General features: G+C 46.8%; 18 protein-coding genes. 10 read left to right on the top strand and 8 right to left on the bottom strand.

All coding sequences use genetic code 11. The annotated features are described in order from the left end of the window. Window positions 1-806: 806 nt before the first annotated feature. Window positions 807-2,021 carry an IS256 family transposase gene (locus THEBA_RS08490; RefSeq protein WP_014730611.1) on the top strand — a complete coding sequence of 405 codons (1,215 nt, stop codon included), beginning with the start codon at window positions 807-809 and terminating at the stop codon, window positions 2,019-2,021. 225 nt (window positions 2,022-2,246) lie between these two features. Here the strand turns inward: THEBA_RS08490 and THEBA_RS14420 are convergent, their stop codons facing one another. After that, window positions 2,247-2,474 carry a hypothetical protein gene (locus THEBA_RS14420; RefSeq protein ID WP_041928166.1) on the bottom strand — a complete coding sequence of 76 codons (228 nt, stop codon included), beginning with the start codon at window positions 2,472-2,474 and terminating at the stop codon, window positions 2,247-2,249. A gap of 106 nt (window positions 2,475-2,580) precedes the next feature. Between THEBA_RS14420 and THEBA_RS08480 the strand changes: the two genes are divergently transcribed. From THEBA_RS08480 to THEBA_RS08460, 5 genes are all read left to right on the top strand, one after another. Then, complete coding sequence (locus THEBA_RS08480; protein ID WP_041928165.1) at window positions 2,581-3,270, top strand: response regulator transcription factor; 690 nt, start codon at window positions 2,581-2,583, stop codon at window positions 3,268-3,270. Then, on the top strand, window positions 3,271-4,527 hold the full coding sequence (locus tag THEBA_RS08475; protein WP_014731239.1) for a sensor histidine kinase: 1,257 nt from the start codon (window positions 3,271-3,273) through the stop codon (window positions 4,525-4,527). Window positions 4,528-4,620: 93 nt separating this feature from the next. Next, complete coding sequence (locus THEBA_RS08470) at window positions 4,621-5,346, top strand: ABC transporter ATP-binding protein (protein ID WP_014731238.1); 726 nt, start codon at window positions 4,621-4,623, stop codon at window positions 5,344-5,346. Continuing rightward, entirely contained in the window at window positions 5,343-7,847 is a 2,505-nt protein-coding gene (locus tag THEBA_RS08465) for an FtsX-like permease family protein (protein ID WP_014731237.1), read from the top strand. Before THEBA_RS08470 ends, THEBA_RS08465 begins: the two co-directional genes overlap by 4 nt. Window positions 7,848-7,945: 98 nt before the next feature. Beyond that, window positions 7,946-8,299, top strand: a complete 354-nt coding sequence (locus THEBA_RS08460) for a VOC family protein (protein ID WP_014731236.1) — start codon at window positions 7,946-7,948, stop codon at window positions 8,297-8,299. Window positions 8,300-8,378: 79 nt separating this feature from the next. Here the strand turns inward: THEBA_RS08460 and THEBA_RS08455 are convergent, their stop codons facing one another. The 3 genes from THEBA_RS08455 to THEBA_RS08445 all read right to left on the bottom strand — a co-directional run bounded on the left by THEBA_RS08455 (window position 8,379) and on the right by THEBA_RS08445 (window position 11,693). After that, window positions 8,379-8,972 carry an InlB B-repeat-containing protein gene (locus tag THEBA_RS08455; protein ID WP_158309305.1) on the bottom strand — a complete coding sequence of 198 codons (594 nt, stop codon included), beginning with the start codon at window positions 8,970-8,972 and terminating at the stop codon, window positions 8,379-8,381. Window positions 8,973-9,001: 29 nt separating this feature from the next. Continuing rightward, on the bottom strand, window positions 9,002-10,225 hold the full coding sequence (locus tag THEBA_RS08450; RefSeq protein ID WP_148270017.1) for a YibE/F family protein: 1,224 nt from the start codon (window positions 10,223-10,225) through the stop codon (window positions 9,002-9,004). Window positions 10,226-10,289: 64 nt separating this feature from the next. After that, window positions 10,290-11,693, bottom strand: a complete 1,404-nt coding sequence (locus THEBA_RS08445) for an alkaline phosphatase (RefSeq protein WP_014731233.1) — start codon at window positions 11,691-11,693, stop codon at window positions 10,290-10,292. 594 nt (window positions 11,694-12,287) lie between these two features. Here THEBA_RS08445 and THEBA_RS08440 point away from each other — a divergent pair. Continuing rightward, window positions 12,288-14,369 carry an SIR2 family protein gene (locus tag THEBA_RS08440; RefSeq protein WP_014731232.1) on the top strand — a complete coding sequence of 694 codons (2,082 nt, stop codon included), beginning with the start codon at window positions 12,288-12,290 and terminating at the stop codon, window positions 14,367-14,369. 232 nt (window positions 14,370-14,601) lie between these two features. Here THEBA_RS08440 and THEBA_RS08435 read toward each other — a convergent pair whose 3' ends face one another. Then, entirely contained in the window at window positions 14,602-14,784 is a 183-nt protein-coding gene (locus THEBA_RS08435) for a hypothetical protein (protein WP_014731231.1), read from the bottom strand. A gap of 609 nt (window positions 14,785-15,393) precedes the next feature. Between THEBA_RS08435 and THEBA_RS14415 the strand changes: the two genes are divergently transcribed. The 3 genes from THEBA_RS14415 (at window position 15,394) to THEBA_RS08420 (ending at window position 17,670) form a co-directional block, all read left to right on the top strand. Continuing rightward, complete coding sequence (locus tag THEBA_RS14415; RefSeq protein WP_158309304.1) at window positions 15,394-15,543, top strand: hypothetical protein; 150 nt, start codon at window positions 15,394-15,396, stop codon at window positions 15,541-15,543. Window positions 15,544-16,012: 469 nt separating this feature from the next. Then, window positions 16,013-17,248, top strand: a complete 1,236-nt coding sequence (gene ltrA / locus THEBA_RS08425; protein WP_014731229.1) for a group II intron reverse transcriptase/maturase — start codon at window positions 16,013-16,015, stop codon at window positions 17,246-17,248. 140 nt (window positions 17,249-17,388) lie between these two features. Beyond that, window positions 17,389-17,670, top strand: coding sequence for a hypothetical protein (locus tag THEBA_RS08420; protein ID WP_236609129.1), 282 nt, complete (start codon window positions 17,389-17,391; stop codon window positions 17,668-17,670). Between the two features lie 123 nt (window positions 17,671-17,793). Here THEBA_RS08420 and ltrA (THEBA_RS08415) read toward each other — a convergent pair whose 3' ends face one another. The 3 genes from ltrA (THEBA_RS08415) to THEBA_RS08405 form a co-directional block, all read right to left on the bottom strand. Then, a complete protein-coding gene (gene ltrA, locus THEBA_RS08415) occupies window positions 17,794-19,029 on the bottom strand; it encodes a group II intron reverse transcriptase/maturase (protein ID WP_014731228.1) in 1,236 nt (411 codons plus the stop codon). Between the two features lie 651 nt (window positions 19,030-19,680). Continuing rightward, the gene (locus THEBA_RS14410; protein WP_158309303.1) at window positions 19,681-19,860 is read right to left on the bottom strand and encodes a hypothetical protein; all 180 of its coding nucleotides are present in this window, start codon (window positions 19,858-19,860) and stop codon (window positions 19,681-19,683) included. A gap of 44 nt (window positions 19,861-19,904) precedes the next feature. Continuing rightward, complete coding sequence (locus tag THEBA_RS08405) at window positions 19,905-21,053, bottom strand: Fic family protein (protein ID WP_014731226.1); 1,149 nt, start codon at window positions 21,051-21,053, stop codon at window positions 19,905-19,907. Window positions 21,054-21,306: the final 253 nt, after the last annotated feature.

The following is a 21,306-nucleotide window of genomic DNA, read 5'->3' as shown; positions in this document are numbered from 1 at the left end:
GTGTCAAAGTTCTTCGTTAAGGACCACGAGATAAGGAGAACCGGGCGAGACGTTTCTCTCGCCTTCTAGTGAGCATAGCGAATGTCTCGAAATTATCTTCCTCGTCCTATCTCGATCTTGTCTGAGGACAGGTCTATGATCTGGGACGAAGGGCCAAGGATGGCTCTTGCTTAAGCATGATGAGATATGACGTTCTCAGAATTATCAACTCTCTTATATTCTCCATGCGAAGCTCTCAACAATCTTCTTTCTCACTAATTCTGATCTTCGCTCCTAAATCCCCTCTTTAGAGCTCTTCATTACCTATACGTCAGGGAGTCAAATACCATAAATTAGCTGCTTTTTTGCACGAGTTTATATTTGGCTCCTAATGATCCTGATCTTAAATCCTCCCTTGAGGGAGGAGGGCCACGTAGTGGCGGAGGGTGTTGGTCTTTGTATGCGAGAAAAGTTGATGCTCTCAAATAGTCATTTTAGAGCGGTTGTTCGATGTTCATTCCTGGTTGCTGGTAGGTGCATACATATGGATCACAGACCAAATAACGTGAAGTAGTGAATATATCGTTCAATTTCGAACAGGCCAATCTATTCAAAACGTTGTTCAAAGAGCACACTCCCCACCGCAAGCGGTCCCCCCCGCTCAAGCGGGGATTTAAGAAGGGATCACAAAAAACGAGGTTAGAGGTTGGGCGTACGGGGTCGGAAGAGCAAGAGACACTGATTGACCGTTGAGCGGTTCTTCGGAGTATGTAAAGAAGATTGTGTAAACCCTCTAGAATGGAAGAGAAGATTGGAGGGAAAAGAAGATGAAATTTGACAGAGAAAAGATCAAGTCGTTAATCGAGAAGAATGGATTTGAAAACGTTGGAGATGTTCAAGAGGCAATGAAGGAATTGTTTGGTGACGTAATCAAAGAAATGCTTGAAGGAGAACTGGAAGATGAGCTTGGATATTCGAAGCATGACTACAAGAACAAAGAGACTGACAATTCCAGGAATGGACATAGCAAGAAGACAGTTAGGAGCGATTACGGAGAAATAGAACTTGAGATACCAAGAGACAGGAAAGGTGAATTTGAACCGGTTGTTGTGAAGAAACACCAGAGGGACATTTCTGGTATAGAGGATCAGATAATCTCCATGTATGCAAGGGGAATGACAGTAAGAGATATTCAGAGTCATATAGAGGATATCTACGGTTCCAGATTGTCTGCAGAGAGCGTAAGCAGGATAACGGACAAGATACTGCCACTGGTCTCCGAATGGAGAAACAGACCATTAGAATCTGCGTATGCGATAGTCTACATGGATGCCGTATTCTTCAGGGTCGTTGAAAGCAACCAGGTAAGGAAGAAAGCACTCTATATAGCCTTAGGAGTATCCCTAAATGGCCACAAAGACATTCTAGGCATGTGGATAAGTGAAACAGAAGGAGCAAGCTACTGGCTAAGCATTCTCAACGAATTGAAGAATCGCGGGGTTGAAGACGTGGCAATCTTCTCAATAGATGCATTAAGCGGAATGGAAGAAGCCATAGAGGCTGTATATCCATTCTCAGAGGTTCAGAAGTGCATAGTTCACCAGATAAGAAACACCATGAGATATGTTACCTGGAGGGATCGTAGACCTCTAGCACGCGATCTCAAGACAATTTATCAGGCACCTACAAGAGAGGCAGGATGGAATGCATTGCTTGCACTAGAAGAGAAGTGGGGCGACAAATACCACTTGTCAATAAAAAGCTGGAAAGATAACTGGGAAACTCTCTCAACCTTCTTTCAATATCCAGAGGAACTGAGAAGATTGGTTTATACAACTAATCCCATTGAATCAGTTAATAGACAACTCAGGAAGGTGACGAAGAACAAAGGAGTCTTTCCAACAGACAATTCTCTCTTAAAGATGGCTTATCTAGCAATAATGAACATAACAAAGAAATGGACAGTAAGAACTCTTGATTGGTCCAGGATCCTTACTCAACTTGTGATAAAGTATGAAAGATTAGCTAAGTACATAAGCTGATTCTTAAACCCATTACAAAAAAGGGGTTTACACAAAAAAAGAGACAGAACCGTTCTTCGTTCACCGAGGAGAGTCAGTTTTTACTTACAGAGCTAGGATCTGATCTTCATGCTCTTCTCGAAGGACTGGACTTATCTTGCATCCCCCGCCTCTCTTATTCTAACAAACAACGACGGACCAAGCACGGCTCTTGACAGCGATCAGCGTGTTCTTGATTTTAAGCGTTCAGCGGCTCTTCTCCCGCGAAGTGGTACTGGCGAAGGCGAAGCCTTCACTTGCGGCGATGATTCTCGCCTTTTGGCCGGCCAGCGCAGCACACTGGCTCCCTTTCCCCTCCTGCGAAGCAGCCTCACTTCCCCGGATGATCCTCCGGGCATCACTTCCGCCGGGATCTTTCGGCGCATCACTTCCGGGGATGCTCTTCCCAGCATCACTTCTCAATGGAGTCGGCATTGCGCCCGCCGATGTTTTTCAGCGCTTTTCTATACATTTACATTCCATATATAATAGAAACGCCGGATCTACAAGGACCGGTCATGGCCATTCGGAAGTGATACGATTGCTCAGGATTCTGCTAGTTGAAGACGACGAAAACCTTGCGAACGGCATAAGCTATGCGCTCACGCAGGAGGGGTGGGCAACGACCTTAGCCGGGAGTGTGTCGTATGCTCTCGAAATGCTAGAGAGCGGAGACTTTGATCTGGCGCTCCTAGATGTAATGCTCCCCGACGGAAACGGATTTGAACTCTGCAAGAAGATACGCGAAAGATCAGAGATGCCAATAATCTTCCTTACTGCAAGGGACGAGGAAGTGAATATCGTAATGGGTCTCGAGAGCGGGGCGGACGATTACGTAACGAAACCATTCAGACTAAGGGAGCTCATATCGCGAATCAAAGCCAATGCACGGAGAATCCAGAAGCGTTCCGTTGAGGAAGGTGGTTCGCTAAAGTCAGGCCCCTTAGAACTGAACACCTCTAAGCTGAGGGCTTACAGATCCGGGAAAGAGATCATACTCACTCCAACGGAGTTCAAAATACTCAGAACTCTTATGGAGAACGAAGGTATTGTCCTCGGAAGGGATCGGCTCCTTCAGAAGGTATGGGATGTAGACGGTGAATTCATTGATGACAACACCCTCTCTGTTCATATCCGAAAGCTCAGAGAGAAGGTGGAGGAAGATCCCTCAAAGCCGAAGCTTATTGAAACGCTGAGAGGCCTGGGTTACAGGTGGAATGGAGGGAAGTAGATGTTAAGATTCCTCTTCAGAGAAAAAGCCAATAGACTGGCCTCAGTTGCCGGCATTGTGATCTCTCTCGCGGTCGTCATTATCGCCGTGCTGCTCATATGGTCTGCATTGCAGGAACAGAGAAGTCGTCAGTATGAAAGGGAGATCTCGTTAATTGGAAGGCTGGTTTCGCTGGGTGGTCTTTCGGATGAGACGTTTCAGAGGCTGCTTTCTGAGAGTCGGCCGGAGGACTTCGAAGCTGCGCTGAATCTTCTCAAGCCCTATGGATACACAGAAGCGCCTCCCGAAAGCTATGGATCTACTTACAAGAATTTCCGCTCCAGGATAATTACGATAATTTCGCTCTCTTCTATAACTCTTGTTCTTCTTTGGGTTTCACTGCTCTCCCTCATAGCGAAAAAACAGTCCGACTTTCTGAAAGAAACATCGCTGAGATTGGACGCCCTGATGAGCGGGAGATACGATGGTAAATCGATTTTCGATGGCGAGGGGGACACGGCCATTCTCTCGGCACAACTGAACGCGCTCAGCAGAAGACTGGAGAAGACCATGGAAAGCGTTGATTCCGAGCGCGACAAGATGAGGGCCTTCATCTCTTTCATATCGCATGAACTCAAGACGCCACTTGCCTCCCTAAAAACGATGAATGAATTAATGCTAGACGGCAAAAATATGGAAAGAGAACAGATTGAAGAGTTTCTGGGTAGAAGCGGCGAAGATATCGAGAGAATGGAATGGCTCATCGGTGACGTTCTCAACATAGCAAGGATAGAATCGGGCGCTATCAGATTTAGTTTCAGAAAGGCAGATCTCGCAGAACTGGCGAGAGATATAATGAGAAACTACATCGAGATAGCTCGCAGAAAGAAGATCGAGATTTCACTGAATACCGAATCGTCGGCTATTGTCTTCTGTGATGAGAAGTGGATTACGCAAGCTATTGGCAATCTCCTTAAGAACGCCATCGATTACTCTCCTGAAGGCGGCTCGGTATCTGTGTCAATTTCAGGGAGCGAGACCTACGCCTATATAAGCGTCTCGGACGAAGGCCCTGGGATCCCGCAAGAAGATTCATCGAAGATCTTTCAGAGTTTCTACCGGGGCAGTTCTGCCGGCAGATCGAAAAAGGGTTCAGGGCTCGGGCTATCGCTGGCTAAAGCGATTATTGAGAGACACCAAGGCGACATAAAGCTGAAGTCATCTACGGAAAGAGGGTCGACTTTCACAATAGAGCTCCCCGTAAGACGGGGAGAATGAGGGCTTAACCTTGCGATTTCTTAAGCTTATCCTTCATCTACGAATAAGAAAGACTCCTTAAACTCTGAACAGAAATCAATAAGGAGGCGGATTATGGAAGTACTCAAAACTACTGGACTGAGAAAAGTATATGGATCTGGCGCGAACGCAGTCACTGCGCTAAAAGGGGCGGAGCTTTCCGTCGAGGAGGGCGAGTTCATCGCGATAGTCGGGCCTAGTGGCTCGGGAAAGAGTACGCTCCTTCATCTGCTTGCGGGGCTTGATCGGCCTACCGCGGGAAGCGTCCACATAGACGGCAAGAATCTCTACGCCATGACGGATACGCAACTTTCGATCTTCAGAAGAAGAAGAATCGGGTTTGTCTTTCAGTTTTTCAACCTGATTCCCGTCCTGACTGCCAGGGAAAACATAGAACTCCCGCTGATCCTGGACGAAAGAAAGGTCGATGAGCCCTATCTGAACGAACTCATAAGGCTTATGAAACTAGAAGACAGGGTCGGTCACCTCCCGTCTGCCCTTTCAGGCGGCCAGCAACAAAGGGTGGCCATAGCCAGGGCTCTCATAACGAAACCGGCAATCGTCTTTGCCGACGAACCGACAGGAAATCTCGACAGCAAGACGAGCCAGGAAGTCATGGACCTGCTTAAAATAAGCGCGAGGAAATTCCACCAGACTCTCGTAATAGTGACTCATGAAGAGGATATTGCAGAAAGAGCCAACAGAATAATCACCCTGGAGGACGGCGAGATCGTTTCGGACTACTCGAATACAGACGTGGGCAACGTCTTTTCTTCGGCCCTGGGAGGTCAGAAGGTATGAAACGTTATACAGAACTAAGCAGAAAGTACCTTTCGAGACGACTTAGGAGAACGTTGTACACACTCCTGGGAGTGGCCCTTGCCGTAGCCTTCATAACCGCAATCATGATCACTTTCGAAAGCATCGAAGCTTCGGAGCTCCAGAGCATGGAGAACTCTGTGGGGAGATACCATGGCAAAGTAGTGGAGACAAGTGAATCTGAGCTCATGGACCTGAAGATACATGTTTTGATTGAAGAGCTGGGTATTCAGAAAATAGCCGGAACAATTGAATTCCCCGAAGAAAGGGCTTCTCTGTTTATTGAAGAGGCCAATGAGCTGACGCTCAACCTGAGAGGAAAGAGTGTAAAAGAAGGCCGTCTCCCGGAAAGGCCTGGAGAGATAGCGTTAGACTCATTTTCGGCACAGCTTCTGGGAATCACTCCGGAAACCGGCCAAATGGTCTCACTTGATATTGGAGGCAAGAAACGTACCTATGAAGTAGTAGGGATAGTATCAAAGGCTAGACAGGAGAGTGCAATGTCAAAGGCCTTTGTGGAAATCTCACCTGAGGAGTTTTCAGAGATTTCTGAAGAGTCGAGAGTGGTGAAGAACGCCTATTTCACCGTTGAAGCACCAAACAACGGAATAAGAGTTGCCGCACTGAAGGTTGCCTCGGATCTCGAAATAAGAGATAAGACAACTTACAACGGTTCGTTGATCTACTTTCTTGAGAACCTATCTCCCGTCAACTGGCCGGCCGTCGTTCTGGGACTGCTCGTCGCAGTGGCTTCAATGGTCTCTATCTATAACACCGTACAAATATCCGTTCTCGAAAGAATACGTGAATTCGGGCTTCTCAGGGCGGCCGGTGCCACTCCCGCACAGATAAGGAAGGTCGTCTTCCGAGAATCGATCCTCGTAAGTCTTGTTGGTATTCCCTTAGGACTGGCGACAGGCGTTTTGCTTTCCTTCGCCATAGCGCTCTATGCGGGATCTCAGCTTACGGGGCTAGGCGGCTTCGCAACCATGATTTCACCCCTATCACTCTTACTTGGAGCCATTCTCGGATTCCTGTCGGTAGTCGTATCTTCTCTTATTCCCGCACTAAGGGCGGGGAAAGTCTCACCCGTAGAGGCGATGAGACAGTACGGTGTCGAACCCTCTGACTTCGAAGTCAGAGGGATCGTTAAAGGACAAAGTTCGTTTGGAGAGAAGATCCCGTTGAAACTTGCGAAAAGAAACATGAGGAGAAATCTTCGCACGACGATTATTTCTGTCATTTCAATGACGATGGCGGCAACTCTTTTCATAGCCTTCTCGTACTTTGCCGCAAACTTCGATACTGAGAGAATTGCGCGGGGCGTTGTGAAGTCGGATTTCTCAATAAGAGTGGCAAGCATGTACGATGACGGACCCGATGAGGAAACGATCGAAGAGATACTCTCATTTGAAGATGTACAGACAGTAGCGGCTGCGAAGTTCATTACGGGAAGACTGCTCACCGAATGGGAAGACCGCGACCTTGATAACAAGTCATTCGCAACCTTCTCCACCCCTGAGGCTGGAATGCGCGCGACAATAGTTGATAATAGCGGAATGTTCATGGCTCTCCTCGCTTACAACGATCTCGGTATCGAGCTGATGAAGACGAAAGTCATTTCGGGATCGATAGATTTGACGAGAGCAACTTCCGAACCGGTAATCATTATCGACATAGAAAACAGCAACAAGCACGGAATCGAGGCAGGAGACAGAGTTTTGCTCAAGACGTACTATCTGAACGAGTCTATGGTACAAGTTCCCGTCGCCTCGGAGTTCGTCGTTGCCGCTGTGGTGCAGGAGCTGCCATCAGTCGTCGGCTACACGGTCGAGGGCGGAATACTTGTTGCGGCATGCAGCGAGAAGATAATTGAGGTTTTCAGGCCTGAGAACGGCAATGTCCATCTCACCATGATGGACTACATGGACCACTACTCGTATGTAGATATATACCTTCGAAGGGGAAGCGACGCTGAAGCTCTCGAATCAACAATCGAAGAGATCGCCGACAGATACAGGAACTCTACCTTCATCTCATACAGTGAATACAAGAAAGAGGCTGAAGACGCGATCAGCACACTTTCAACCCTAGTGTACGGGCTTATTGCAATAGTTGGCTTCATAGGCATCTGCGGTATAACAAACACCATGAACACTACTATCATCCTGCGTCGCAGAGAGTTTGGAATACTCAGAGCGGTGGGCATGACCGGAAAACAACTCAAGGCCATGCTTACTTACGAAGGCCTGATCTTCGGATTCATAAGTGCCATATCGTCTGTCGTTCTAGGCCTGATTCTCTCTTACACGGTCTATTCGCTCTTGAGATCCGAGATGAGTCATCTCAACTGGTCGATACCATGGATGGGAATTGTTCTAGCGGTTGCCGGCGCGATAGGGGCAGGAATACTGACCACGCTCGCTTCGTCGAGAAAGGTGACGTCTCTAAGTATAACCGAATCGATCAGAACTATAGAGTGATGTAGAAATGAATCTTTCAGTTTGACTGAGGTCGGACTCTGATAGGTTTTATCGCCGGCCTCATTCTTCTTAAAACAAATTAATATTGGGAGGCTTAAATGGAAATTCAAGTTGCTACTATATCTGTTAGCTCTCTTGAGAGAGCAAGAGTCTTCTACGAAGAGATCCTCGGGTTCGAACCGGATATTTTTTACGAACAGACCAACTGGCAGTCCTATAAACTCGATGGAACGGCCGGCTTTGGGATAATCGAAACTCCGGGATTGAAAAGAAACAGGAATTCAGACATCTTGAACTTCCGAATCACCGGTGTCGAGGAGCTGTGGAATAGAATCAAAGACACTGTTGAGATCGATACTCCTCTCGAAACGACTCCCTATGGAATCCTTAAATTCGTCATCAGAGATCCGGACGGTTTCAGAATCGGTTTTGTTGAAAAGATAGAAGCCTGAGGATTCTCTCCTCAGGCTCCTTCTTTGTACACAAAATCAAATAAACTAAAAAGCTATGTCTCAAAAAGAGAGCTTCGATCTAAAAAGGCTTGTGGAAAGACGCAAAAAGAGCCCAATCAACCTGCAAATTGCTTAGAGTCAAAGTCTGAGAATCACTGAAAGGGCTCCCACATGGATCAAAGTACCAGCCACTAAACTCATATCCGGAATTTGGCACGGCGCTGATAGTAGTGCTCGATCCTTTTGAAAATTTGCCTCCGCCGCTTACTTCACCACCCTCAGGTGGCTCGGCTCTCAAGTTCACAGTAATTGTGTCGGGCACATCCAGGTCGAAATTGCCGACTATGGTGAATTCAGTGCAGCCGATACAAGTCGATCTAGCAAGGAAGAAGGTGGAATTCCCTTCCCACAATGGATTATCGCTGAACTCAGCTCCCTCGAAAGTCCAGTTCCTGAATACGTAATTGTCATTAGGAATTGCACCCAGCGTCATTGGAGCGCCGTATATGAATACACCACTTTCCATGACTTCCCCGCCTTCGGGAGGATTTGCAACTACGTTGAAATGATAGAAGACTGGCGGGAACCAGGCTACTATCGGAAGGGTATCGGTCACACCCTGTGTCGGCAGCCAATCAGATGTGTTAAATGTGTATGGAAGATCCTCACTCAACTTTTCCCCGTCGGTGTACCAGCCATTCCTCAATCGACGGAATCGTTAATGGCGGGCCCAAGTTCTCGAGCCTTCTTGTCCACACTTTGTCCGGCTTCTTGGTTCGCTGGGATAAGAAGCTCGCTCCCTTTTCTGGTGAATACGAAGGCTCCGATTATGGCTGTGAGAGGCGCGGTAAGAACCAGCCCAAAACTCCCGATTACAGTTATGAGTACTTCTGACGAAAAATAGTTGAGATTCAGCATCGCTGATGTATTCACACCCTGCGCCATGAAGGCCATGAGTAGTGTCAGATAGCCACCTGAGTAGGCAAAAAGAAGAGTGGTCGTCATTGTGCCTACCACCGCCCTACCTACACGAAATCCGGAAAACATCAGTTCTCTTGTGGTAATGTCGGGGTTTTTGAATACCACTTCTTGCATAGATGCAGAAAGATCCATACCGATATCCATTACTGCCCCTGAACTCCCGATAAAAATGCTGGCCAGAAAGAGCTGGTTCAGATCAAGGTGTGCAAAACCTGAATAAAGCAGTGTTTCCGCAAACGGCATCACCGAACCGTTTATGTAAAATGGGTCTGAAAAGCTTAAAGAAAGAATCAGGGTTACCAAGACTCCCGATATCGATCCAAGGAAGGCAACAAATCCCTTACGGGTGAATCCTCCAACAAGAAAGATGATTGCCAAAGTGAGTGCTGAAACAATTGCGAAAGCTATCAGTACAGGATTGAAGCCTTGTAAATAGAGCGGAATCATCACTTTCCACAGAACCAGAAGCGTCGTGGTGAACGAGAGTAGTGTTTTGAGTCCGGTGAACCCCGCGAAGAGTATAAGCATTACTCCGAATACTGTGAAAAGAAGCATTTCAGTACCAAGACGGTAGAAATCAACGACCTTAACGTAGATTGATCCGTCACCGATGGTTGAGTATTCGACATAGACGGTATCGCCTTCACTGAGTACTTTATCAAGTTCCATTTTACCTATAAGGTTGTTGTCTGTTTCAAAAACCTGACCTTTCAGTTCGCCGCGTTTGATCTCAACGGTCAAATACTGACTCCCCTGTTTTATCAGTCCATACTGCTTGAGTTCGGTATTGTCTACTTCAACAATCTTTCCAACTGTGTAGCTGTAATTTGAACTCTTATCATACCTGTTTGGCATGATGATGAGCACAATGTTCACAGCCACCAGGATCAATACAAAGAGCAGCTCGTACCGTTTTTTGGATCCACTTATGCTCACTTTTCTCATCTCCAATCAGAACAAGAGACCAGTGCGTTTTTCTGCGCACTGGCCACTACATTTATCGATACTATTAGTCTAGGAGTTTGAAGAGATTCTTGCCGATATCGGTATTGTCGTAGAAACCTGCGAACATTTCTTGGCCAACACCCATGGCGAATGTTGCAACTGGAACACCGGTATGCGAGTAAGATGTCCAACCGAGTCCGGCTTTTTCATTCAGAATATGAGTGAGTGTTACGCTAACTGGATTGTAACCACCGTAGAGGATGTATGTTCTGCTATCCTTTGGTACGCTACCATTCACGTAGTAACCGAAGGCTTCCCGAAGTCTTTCAATCTCTGTATCGTTTAGAGGGATGCCCTGAGGTTTGCCAGTGGTCACAAGACCAAAGTTGTCCTCAACAAGAACGAGAAGATCTTCGAACGTGTTGAGTTTGCCCAGAGCCTTTTCAGAAGAGAGGAGAGCATCGAAGGCCTCGTAGGACATCTTCTGATTTCCGATTGTTGGAACGTTGGCAACGTACTTTGTTCCAGCAAAACCTAGTGTGAGTCCTCCCGTTTCGTGATCACCGGTAACAACAATAAGGGTATCTTCCGGATGTTCATTGTAGAACTTTATTGCTTCCGCTATTGCCTTATCGAAAGCTATCGTATCTCCAACTGATGCTGCTGCGTCGTTTGCGTGACACGCCCAGTCTATCTTGCCTGACTCGACCATTATGAAGAAGCCATTGTCATTTGAGAGAAGTTGTATTGCTTTTGCAGTAATATCTGCCAGAGAGAATTCGTTCTCTCTATCGATTTCGTAAGCCATCGCTCCGCTGCCAGGAATTACTTCGTTTGTGATAATGACCTTTCCTTCAACTGATTCAAGTGATTCGAACTCTTCCTGAGTTCTTACAACCGTGAATCCATTTTCTACAGCTATCTCAAAGAGATTTCTGTCTTTACCTTTGTTGTCAGGCCTGTTGAAAGTTCCGCCACCGAAGAGGTCGTAATTACTTGTTACTGCCTGAAGCCCAATTGAGTAGTAATTGTTTCTTGATTTCTCATGAGCGTAAAAAACTGCCGGCGTGGCATGGTCGATGGAGACGCTTGAAATGATCCCGACTTTCATGTCCCTGCTTTTGGCAAATTCTGCAACCGTTTGGTAGGATTCAGTAAGTGTTGGATCCATGCTAATAACGCCATCATTCGTCTTCCTTCCTGTTGCTATCGCAGTACCGGCCGAGGCTGAGTCGGTTATGAAGGAGTTTGAGGAGTAGGTTGTCGTCATACCCTGGACTGGAAACCTAAGCATGTTTAGCTTAGGAGTTACCGCATCCTCAAATGATGAACTTAGAAATAGTTGTGCTGCGTTGATCTGTGGAAGAGCCATGCCATCGCCAATAAACAGGAAAACATACTTTGGACCCGCAAGAGCCGTTAACGCAAATAGAACCACAAGCGAGAAAAGTAGCAGTGCTTTCTTCATAATACTTACCTCCTGAAAGAATTTGACCCGATTACTATCCATAGAGAATTCTAGAGTGCAGTTTTTTCCACAGTAGATTCTGAATATTCGAGATGCCTAATCACTTAATGGAAAGCAAAAGTAAGTCATGTATGCGAAACAAGTGGCTTCTAGAACTACTGCGAGACATTTGAAAAGAGCGTCTTGACAAGGCACCGAAGAAAGGCTTTCAGGTAATCTCCGCTTGATAGTCTTCTCGACAAATCACTGGGTAAATCAATAACTGATGTTCAAGATGTCACCTGGAGCTTGTCTCACAGTCATCAGGCAAACCAAATCTAGATCCCATTTGTTCGCAAAGAAATTTCCCTACATGAAGGTGGGCGGAGTTACATACGAAGAAAACGGCGTGAGAATTACGCATTTTCCCACCGTTCAAGACAGGCATGAAAGACGCCAGATTCGGTTTTTCTCTCTAGGTAAAGCCTCTTGGATTAAGCACCTTCCTCGACACCGTGTTCGGCAATGGAGTATCATTGCATCAAGGACGCTCTCTATTCAAGGGTCTCAATTTGTGAATGAAGGTTATTAGAAAGAGAGACGGCGGGAGGAATAATGCTCTTAACAGACCATGTAGATATTCCTACAGAATTAATAAGGGCGCAGGAGGAAGAAAGGCTGGTAGTCTTCGCGGGTGCCGGCGTTTCAATGGCCTCTCCTTCAAACATACCCGGTTTTGTCGACCTCGCAAAAGCCGTCGCGAAAAGCTACGGCCAAAAATACTACGTCAAACAGCAGCGAGTCCAACCTCCGGACGTCTTTCTCGGCAGTCTAAACTCCAAGAATGGCGGACAGGGCGTCCACGAAATCGTAAAACAGATTATGAGTAGAGAAACCTCTAGACCGTCGCAGCTTCACAACCTTATTCCTCTTCTATTCAAGAGCGCCCGGGACCTCAAAATCGTAACGACAAATTACGACGCGCACTTTCTAACCGTTTTGAAGAATTACGGAGAGAGATACGACGGCTTCGATATCTTCAGAGCGCCCGCTCTACCGAGGGGCGATGACTTCAGGGGAATAGTATATCTTCACGGAAACGTGGAACAGGATTCTAGATGGCTTGTCGTTACGAACAGGGACTTCGGAAGAGCTTACCTAACCGAAGGTTGGGCGAGGGACTTTCTTAGGGATCTGTACCTATCGGACTACACGATTCTTTTCATAGGGTACAGTCACAGAGATACCATAGTCGATTATCTGGCAAGAGGACTGGACATAAGGCAATCGAATAGATACGCACTTGTCAGCGCGAGCGATGCCGAGAGGTGGAAAGAGATCAATGTGATTCCCGTCTCCTATCCCCTAACACCCGAAAAGAAGAAAGTTCATTACGAACTTCAGAAGGCTCTTGAAAACTGGACTTCCCTGGCCAGTTCAGATCTTGAAATCCATACCGACAGAATTAAAAGCATTGCCGGCAAGAAACCCGGAATAGATCAAAAGGTCGACAGTTACCTAACATACTGTCTCAACCGTGAAGACCTCACAGAGGTCTTTTGTCGTTTCGCTGAGGGCTTCGCATGGGTGGAATGGCTCGATTCGAAAGCGATGCTGGATAATCTCTTCCGCGAGGAAGAGCCGCTCACAGAGATCGAAAAGTCTCTAACCCGCTGGTTCGTAAAAACTGCTTTCGTAAGCAGCAGCCAGGAACACCTGACTTTCTTGGCCTCTAGAAGATCATCCTTGAACCCATATCTGGTCTCTTCGATCGTGGAACAAATGGCAGACAGTGATCTGGAGATTCCAGATACCTGTCAGGCAGAATGGTTGAATCTGATCCTCAACAACTGGCACAAAGGAGAAACTCCATGTCTCGCAATGCTGAAAGCCCTGAAGAAGGTCGATGTCACCACAAACCCATGGATAATCACGAAGGCCATACAGAGCTTCTTCTCTCTTTCTCAGACTGGAAAACCGGCGAAGCTTTCCCTCTTTCACAGGCAATACGATCTTGAGCCTCTCGTCAAAACCGATTGCTTGAAGAAATTTTGGTCCGAGATCATTGAACCAAACCTTGATATACTACATGAAGACATCCTTTCGATTCTTACCTCGCAGCTAATGAAGGCCGTCACAGACATGTCGGTAATCAACGGCTCGGTAAGAGAGTACGACAGCATTTGCAGCGCGAGAAAGACCATCGAAGAGAGCGAGCCGGAATCGAGCCCGGAATGGCTTCATATCTATATAGATTTCGTACGTGATACGATCCTTCACTTGATAAAAACCGACAACAAAGACAGGAACTTCTATTACGAATGGTGGAGACGATCCAGGGCCCCTATCCTGTGGCGTATACTGCTTTATGCTGTATCCGAAGACCCTTCGTGCTCTGACGATGACCGTGTTAGGATCGTCCTGGATAATGGGTGGCTGATAAATCCCGTTCTGAAAGCAGAAACTGCGAAGATCATCTCTAACTCTCTTCGAACAACCTCCACATCTGTTCTTATGAAAGTCGTTGAAACAATCGAAAGAGAACTAGACAGACTGAGCAGAGTACCTAATCTTGGTGACGGTCAGAGATCTAATCCCGCTATTGGAGAAATCCTCTTGGCAATCGAAAAGTCAGGAGTCGACTCCCCCGAAATCAAAAAACTAGTCAAACCGCTTAAAGAAAAAGAACGGTCATAGCGCCTCAAAGCCTCAGAATATAATTTGATTCGCAGGCACAATGTAATACCGGAGTTCTTCGTTGAAGAGAAAGACAGCCGTGGCGACCAGTATGATGTGCCAAATTCAGAGCTTCATGAAGCGCCAAAGATACTGAAAGATCTTGAAATAAGAAAGTGAAACTTCAAACGAAAGGATTCATAACGAGATATCACAAATAAACGGCCCGGAGAATCCTCCGGGCCTTGTAATACTAAGAGTCCGACTTAGCCTTCTTGCCCTTATCCATATAAGCAACAAGGATCATAATAGCACCGCCTATCCATTTCAATGAAACGTACCAGGCGGGTATTACAATACCTCCGACGTTGAATGAAGCTAGAAGAGCCATAACCAGGACTACCACACCGGCGAGCATCAATACAGTTCTTGACATAACAATCACCCCTCCTGTTCACAGGTATCTGGTACAATCTTGACTCCGTCTACTATCGTGATTTTATCACAACTTCACGCTGGAAAGACCATTTTTGTAGAAAAAAACTCGCCTTGGTTTCAATCTACACATAATAGGTCGGTTATTCAGTTGCATTGATAGATTCGTCGATGATATCTTGACAGGCAACTTCGACCGCGCGCTGAAGGCAGAAAACACTGTAGTTCGCTTCCTCTCTTTGAGATGAAGAATCTAAGGTCTTTTGAGAAACCTTCGTTGGAGATTCTAAAGAGCAAGAGAAAGTGGTTGACCGTTGAATCGTTCTCCGTTCACCGAGGAGAACCCGTTGCTCGTTCAAGAGCGAGGATCTGTTCTTCGTTCTTGGTTGAAATCGTAAGCAGTAGCATCAAGATTCCGACCAGGAGCTTTGTCGGAATGACGGAATCTAGCCTTTTCGCAATAACCGTCAGTTGTCATCCCACTGAGCCTGTCCTGAAACCCTGCGCCAAAATGCTCCTGTTTGGGGTCTCCTGTTCAGGGTCATCCCGAACTTGTTTCGGGATCTTGGTTTTGAAGGGGAAACCGTGGTTGGGGGTCGGAGGTCGGAGGTTGGAAAGAGCAAAGGATCAGTTGCAAGATGCAGTGTGCCAAGAAGGCGAAGAAGGAAACTTCAAGCCATGCTTAATTGAAGATGAGGGAGGGCCCCTCGAAGCCGCCATGCAGGTGGAGGCTTCAAACCACCGTAAGCTGCTGTGGTAAAGAGCCATGGTAGTGAACGTTACGGGAAAAGGCGGGACAGTGATCCCGTCAGGTGAGTACCAGAGGAGACGAATACAAGTGAACCACCGTGAACGTGTCGTAACAACTACTAGTGTCATCTAAACCGGGAGGTGCAACTATCCCGGGATAAGTCTGGAGGAAACCTGCTTACTGTCCAGATGGTGACCGGCATATAGGTGGCGTGACCCTGGTACAGGCTTTGATTAGGAACTTGGGAACCTGGATCTGGATGTTAAGGGAAAAGCCGCAAGTGGAAGAACCCACGAGGGTGAAAGTACCGATGCCAGATTCAGGGGCGGAACAGTCCGTAGTAGTGATGAAGCTCCTGTAATGGGAGTGGAGCGAAGGGACTGTGTTATCCAGTTTTGTTGGTTAGTCAACCAACTCTGTGCAGACAACCGAAAGGGAGGAACTGTGAACAGAGACAAGGAAGGAGCCAGCAGACAAGATGAGGTCGTATGAAATCCCCAAGAAAGTAGTACTGGAAGCATTCAAGAAAGTGAAAGAGAACAGAGGGGCAGAAGGAATAGACGAGGTAAGCCTGGAAGAGTTCGAAGCCGATCTTGACAACAATCTCTACAAGATTTGGAATCGAATGACCTCGGGCAGTTACTTTCCACCTCCAGTAAAAGCTATAGAGATAGAAAAGAAGAGTGGAGGAAAGAGAGTACTGGGAATCCCCACAGTGGGGGACAGAGTAGCCCAGATGGTAGCCAAAATCTATCTCAATCCCCTGGTAGATCCATACTTCCATAAGGACTCCTACGGATACAGGGAGGGAAAGTCAGCGATAGATGCCCTTGAAGTAACGAGGCAGAGATGCTGGCGGTATGACTGGGTACTGGAATTCGACATTAAAGGACTGTTCGACAACATAGACCATGAACTACTAATGAGGGCAGTCAAGAAACATGTGAAGATTCCATGGCTAATACTCTACATAGGGAGATGGCTGAAAGCACCCTTTATGCAAGCGAATGGAAGAGTCGAAGAGAGGAGCAAGGGAACGCCACAGGGAGGAGTAATAAGCCCTGTACTGGCTAACCTCTTCATGCATTACGCCTTCGACAAGTGGATGGAGAGAACTCATCCGGATAAGCCCTTTGCCAGATACGCAGATGATGGAGTGATACACTGTAGAACTCTGGAGGAAGCCAGGCTTCTTCTTGAAAGTCTCAAAGAAAGACTGGAAGAATGCAAACTAGAGCTTCATCCAGAGAAGACCCGTATTGTCTACTGCAAAGACGATAAAAGGAAGGGCGAGTATCCAAATACAAGCTTTGACTTTCTAGGATACACCTCCAGAGTCCGTAGCTGCAAAGCCAGAAACGGGAGGATCTTCTACAGCTTCACCCCTGCAGTGAGTGAACAGGCAAAGAAGGCGATGAGACAGAAGATCCGGAGAATGAGACTTCAAACCAAGTCATACCTGAGTATTGAAGAACTCTCAGAAAGAATCAACCCGGTAATAAGAGGTTGGATAAACTACTATGGACACTTTCGCAGATTTGAGATGTATACAGTACTGAGTCAACTTAACAAAGCCTTAGTTCAGTGGGTAAGAAACAAGTACAAGAAAAGGAGAGGTCGTACAAAAGCGGGTAAATGGCTAGAAACTCTTGCTCGCAGGGAGCCTCGTCTATTTGTACACTGGACAATGGGGATATTCTATACGGCTGGATAATGGGAGCCGGATGAATCGAGAGGTTCAAGTCCGGTTCTGAGAGAGCCTGGGGGTGAAATCCCCCTGGGCTACTCACCAGTTCCAAGTTGTAAGTAAAAAGACCTAACAAAACGGGGCTCGGGTTTCGAGTCTGGGGTTTCGTGAACAAAACCGGCTCACCAATTCAGGGTTTCACTGTAACTGAGGAAGTTATCTCGATATCGGCTTTCGAAAGTCCCTTACTCTGTCATCCCGAACTTGTTTCGGGATCTGCTCTTCGGGAAACCGTGGTTGGGGGTATCGGGTTGGTGGTAGGAAAGAGCAAGAGAAACTGGTTCGCCGTTGAATGGTTCTCCGTTCTCGGAATAAAAAACCTGTTCTTCGTTGATCGAAATCGTGAAGCAAGAGCATCAAGATTCCGACCAGGAGCTTTGTCGGAATGACGGCATTTGACTCCTTTCTCTGGGCTTCAGCTTGCAACTTGGAACAGGTGAGTAGCCCAGGGGGATTTCACCCCCAGGCTCTCTCAGAACCGGACTTGAATCTCTCGATTCATCCGGCTCCCATTATCCAGCCATATAGAATATCCCCATTGTCCAGTGTACAAATAGATGAGGCTCCCTGCGAGCAAGAGCTTCTAGCCATTTACCCGCTTTTGTACGACCTCTCCTTTTCTTGTATTTGTTTCTTACCCACTGAACTAAGGCTTTGTGTAGCCGACTCAGTACTGTATACATCTCAAATTTGCGAAAGTGTCCATAGTAGTTTATCCAACCTCTTATTACCGGGTTGATTCTTTCTGAGAGTTCTTCAATACTCAGGTATGACTTGGTTTGAAGTCTCATTCTCCGGATCTTCTGTCTCATCGCCTTCTTTGCCTGTTCACTCACTGCAGGATTGAAGCCGTAGAAGATTCTCCCATTTCTGTCTTTGCAGCTACGGACTCTGAAGGTGTATCCTAGAAAGTCAAAGCTTGTGTTTGGATACTCGTCCTTCCTTTTATCGTCTTTGCAGTAGACAATACGGGTCTTCTCTGGATGAAGCTTTAGTTTGCATTCTTCCATTCTTTCTTTGAGACTTTCAAGAAGAAGCCTGGCTTCCTCCAGAGTTCTACAGTGTATCACTCCATCATCTGCGTATCTGGCAAAGGGCTTATCCGGATGAGTTCTCTCCATCCACTTGTCGAAGGCGTAATGCATGAAGAGGTTAGCCAGTACAGGGCTTATTACTCCTCCCTGTGGCGTTCCCTTGCTCCTCTCTTCGACTCTTCCATTCGCTTGCATAAAGGGTGCTTTCAGCCATCTCCCTATGTAGAGTATTAGCCATGGAATCTTCACATGTTTCTTGACTGCCCTCATTAGTAGTTCATGGTCTATGTTGTCGAACAGTCCTTTAATGTCGAATTCCAGTACCCAGTCATACCGCCAGCATCTCTGCCTCGTTACTTCAAGGGCATCTATCGCTGACTTTCCCTCCCTGTATCCGTAGGAGTCCTTATGGAAGTATGGATCTACCAGGGGATTGAGATAGATTTTGGCTACCATCTGGGCTACTCTGTCCCCCACTGTGGGGATTCCCAGTACTCTCTTTCCTCCACTCTTCTTTTCTATCTCTATAGCTTTTACTGGAGGTGGAAAGTAACTGCCCGAGGTCATTCGATTCCAAATCTTGTAGAGATTGTTGTCAAGATCGGCTTCGAACTCTTCCAGGCTTACCTCGTCTATTCCTTCTGCCCCTCTGTTCTCTTTCACTTTCTTGAATGCTTCCAGTACTACTTTCTTGGGGATTTCATACGACCTCATCTTGTCTGCTGGCTCCTTCCTTGTCTCTGTTCACAGTTCCTCCCTTTCGGTTGTCTGCACAGAGTTGGTTGACTAACCAACAAAACTGGATAACACAGTCCCTTCGCTCCACTCCCATTACAGGAGCTTCATCACTACTACGGACTGTTCCGCCCCTGAATCTGGCATCGGTACTTTCACCCTCGTGGGTTCTTCCACTTGCGGCTTTTCCCTTAACATCCAGATCCAGGTTCCCAAGTTCCTAATCAAAGCCTGTACCAGGGTCACGCCACCTATATGCCGGTCACCATCTGGACAGTAAGCAGGTTTCCTCCAGACTTATCCCGGGATAGTTGCACCTCCCGGTTTAGATGACACTAGTAGTTGTTACGACACGTTCACGGTGATTCACTTGTATTCGTCTCCTCTGGTACTCACCTGACGGGATCACTGTCCCGCCTTTTCCCGTAACGTTCACTACCATGGCTCTTTACCACAGCAGCTTACGGTGGTTTGAAGCCTCCACCTGCATGGCGGCTTCGAGGGGCCCTCCCTCATCTTCAATTAAGCATGGCTTGAAGTTTCCTTCTTCGCCTTCTTGGCACACAGCAACTTGCAACTGCTCTTCGAAGGACGGGTCCATGAAGGACCAAGGACGGCTATTTGCAGCATTCAGCGGTTCTTCTCCCGTGAGGTGGTGCTGGCGAAGGCGAAGCCTTCACTGGCGGCGATGATTCTCGCCTTTTGACCGGCTTCTGAGTGCTTCCCGCTGAAAGCCGCATCACTTCTGCTCTTAGTCTCCTCGGAGGACGGAGAACCTTTGACGGTGGACCTGAGAATGCTTCCTGCCAAAAGCAGCATCTCCAATATACTTGGTACTTCTGGAGGACGAGTCTTCATTTAACAATCTCAATCAACTCTGAAGCAATGTATTTCTTTCCGTATTTGCTTTGATCTGTTTGTGAAAGGACTCCCTTCTCACACAAAGCAGTGACCGCCCTTCTGGCGCTAACGTAAGTCACGTTTAGTCTTTCAGCAGCTAGCGGAATTGTAATTACAGGATTCTCGAATAGAGAATCAATTAGCGCTAGTGGAAGGGCTGAAGAAACAGGTTTTAGACGACCTATCCAGTTGCTTCTAAGATCCATGATCTCCTTCAGCTTATTCTTTCCTAGCTCAGACTGCTGAAGGATCGCCTTGAGAAAGAAGAAAATCCATCCATTCCAGTCGCCCTCAAAGCTTACGCTTCTCAGTCTTGAATAGTATTCCTGTCGATTAGCTTCGAAATAGCCGCTGAGATACAATCCCGGTTGATCCATCAGTCCCCAATAAGTTTTGAGTAAAGAGATCAATAGCCTCCCAACCCTCCCATTTCCGTCCACAAATGGATGGATGGCTTCAAACTGATAATGAACCAAAGCCAACCTAACAAGTGGAGGTAGTCTAGATTCAGAGTTGATGAAATTCTCCAGTTCGCCAAGACAATCGTTCAGCTCTTCGGGAGGTGGGGGTACATAATCAGCTTCATTCAAAGTGCAGCCCGGTTTTCCAATCCAGTTCTGCGTTCTCCTTAATTCTCCGGGATATGAATAGCCTCCGCGCACTCCCGACATGAGCACGGAATGTAACTCCTTGAAAAGTCGTGTTGAAATCGGCAAAGACTTCAGGCGTTCAAGACCATACTCAAGTGCCTTTAGATAATTCGACACCTCCCGAACATCATCTGCCAAGGGAACACTATTTTGGTCAGCTTCAAAAAAGTAGAGATCTTCAATGTCCGAAGTCGTTCCCTCGATCTGTGACGAAGCAACGGCTTCCCTGCGAAAGAGAGGCCTGATCAATAATCGCGATCCTGGACTCCCAGAAAGAAACCCCGAAAACTCTCCCATCGCTCGATTTGCTTCACCGAGAAAAAACAGAAGGTCATTGTCATATACGAGCTTTGGTGGTAAGGGATTAGGTACAAACGCCCAGTATGTGAAGCTCGGACCGACTATCTTCTTCACTTTTCCTGGTGAATTAGAGGAAAACTGATCCGGTATCATTTTGCCCTCCAAATTGTGCGCAAGTACAATTCTTTTCAAGACAATTATACTATAGTGCTCATGAGTATAATTTTTTTGATCGGAGAAGTTACCTAAATTGAAGCATTTAAGGAGTAAACAAGCGCCGTGGGCTCTGTTTCCCTTCTATCAAGAGCAATGGAAACTGTCGACAAGACTCTTTTTCGATTTATTGTAGAAGAACATAGATGCTGAAACAAGTTCATGACGCCGAGCACGGAGTATCGATTACAAG

Origin of the sequence: Mesotoga prima MesG1.Ag.4.2, from assembly GCF_000147715.2 — a bacterium.
GTDB classification, from domain to species: Bacteria; Thermotogota; Thermotogae; order Petrotogales; family Kosmotogaceae; genus Mesotoga; species Mesotoga prima.
This window is presented reverse-complemented; position numbering and strand designations above follow the sequence as displayed.

Bases quoted from the DNA above. Each gene is read 5' to 3' on its own strand.
- THEBA_RS08465 (WP_014731237.1), top strand. From the start codon at position 5,343: ATGAAACGTTATACAGAACTAAGCAGAAAGTACCTTTCGAGACGACTT.
- THEBA_RS08435 (WP_014731231.1), bottom strand. From the start codon at position 14,784: ATGTCAAGAACTGTATTGATGCTCGCCGGTGTGGTAGTCCTGGTTATG.
- THEBA_RS14420 (WP_041928166.1), bottom strand. From the start codon at position 2,474: ATGCCGACTCCATTGAGAAGTGATGCTGGGAAGAGCATCCCCGGAAGT.
- THEBA_RS08405 (WP_014731226.1), bottom strand. From the start codon at position 21,053: ATGATACCGGATCAGTTTTCCTCTAATTCACCAGGAAAAGTGAAGAAG.
- THEBA_RS08440 (WP_014731232.1), top strand. From the start codon at position 12,288: ATGCTCTTAACAGACCATGTAGATATTCCTACAGAATTAATAAGGGCG.
- THEBA_RS08460 (WP_014731236.1), top strand. From the start codon at position 7,946: ATGGAAATTCAAGTTGCTACTATATCTGTTAGCTCTCTTGAGAGAGCA.
- ltrA (WP_014731229.1), top strand. From the start codon at position 16,013: ATGAGGTCGTATGAAATCCCCAAGAAAGTAGTACTGGAAGCATTCAAG.
- THEBA_RS08470 (WP_014731238.1), top strand. From the start codon at position 4,621: ATGGAAGTACTCAAAACTACTGGACTGAGAAAAGTATATGGATCTGGC.
- THEBA_RS08450 (WP_148270017.1), bottom strand. From the start codon at position 10,225: ATGAGAAAAGTGAGCATAAGTGGATCCAAAAAACGGTACGAGCTGCTC.
- ltrA (WP_014731228.1), bottom strand. From the start codon at position 19,029: ATGAGGTCGTATGAAATCCCCAAGAAAGTAGTACTGGAAGCATTCAAG.
- THEBA_RS08475 (WP_014731239.1), top strand. From the start codon at position 3,271: ATGTTAAGATTCCTCTTCAGAGAAAAAGCCAATAGACTGGCCTCAGTT.
- THEBA_RS08490 (WP_014730611.1), top strand. From the start codon at position 807: ATGAAATTTGACAGAGAAAAGATCAAGTCGTTAATCGAGAAGAATGGA.
- THEBA_RS08445 (WP_014731233.1), bottom strand. From the start codon at position 11,693: ATGAAGAAAGCACTGCTACTTTTCTCGCTTGTGGTTCTATTTGCGTTA.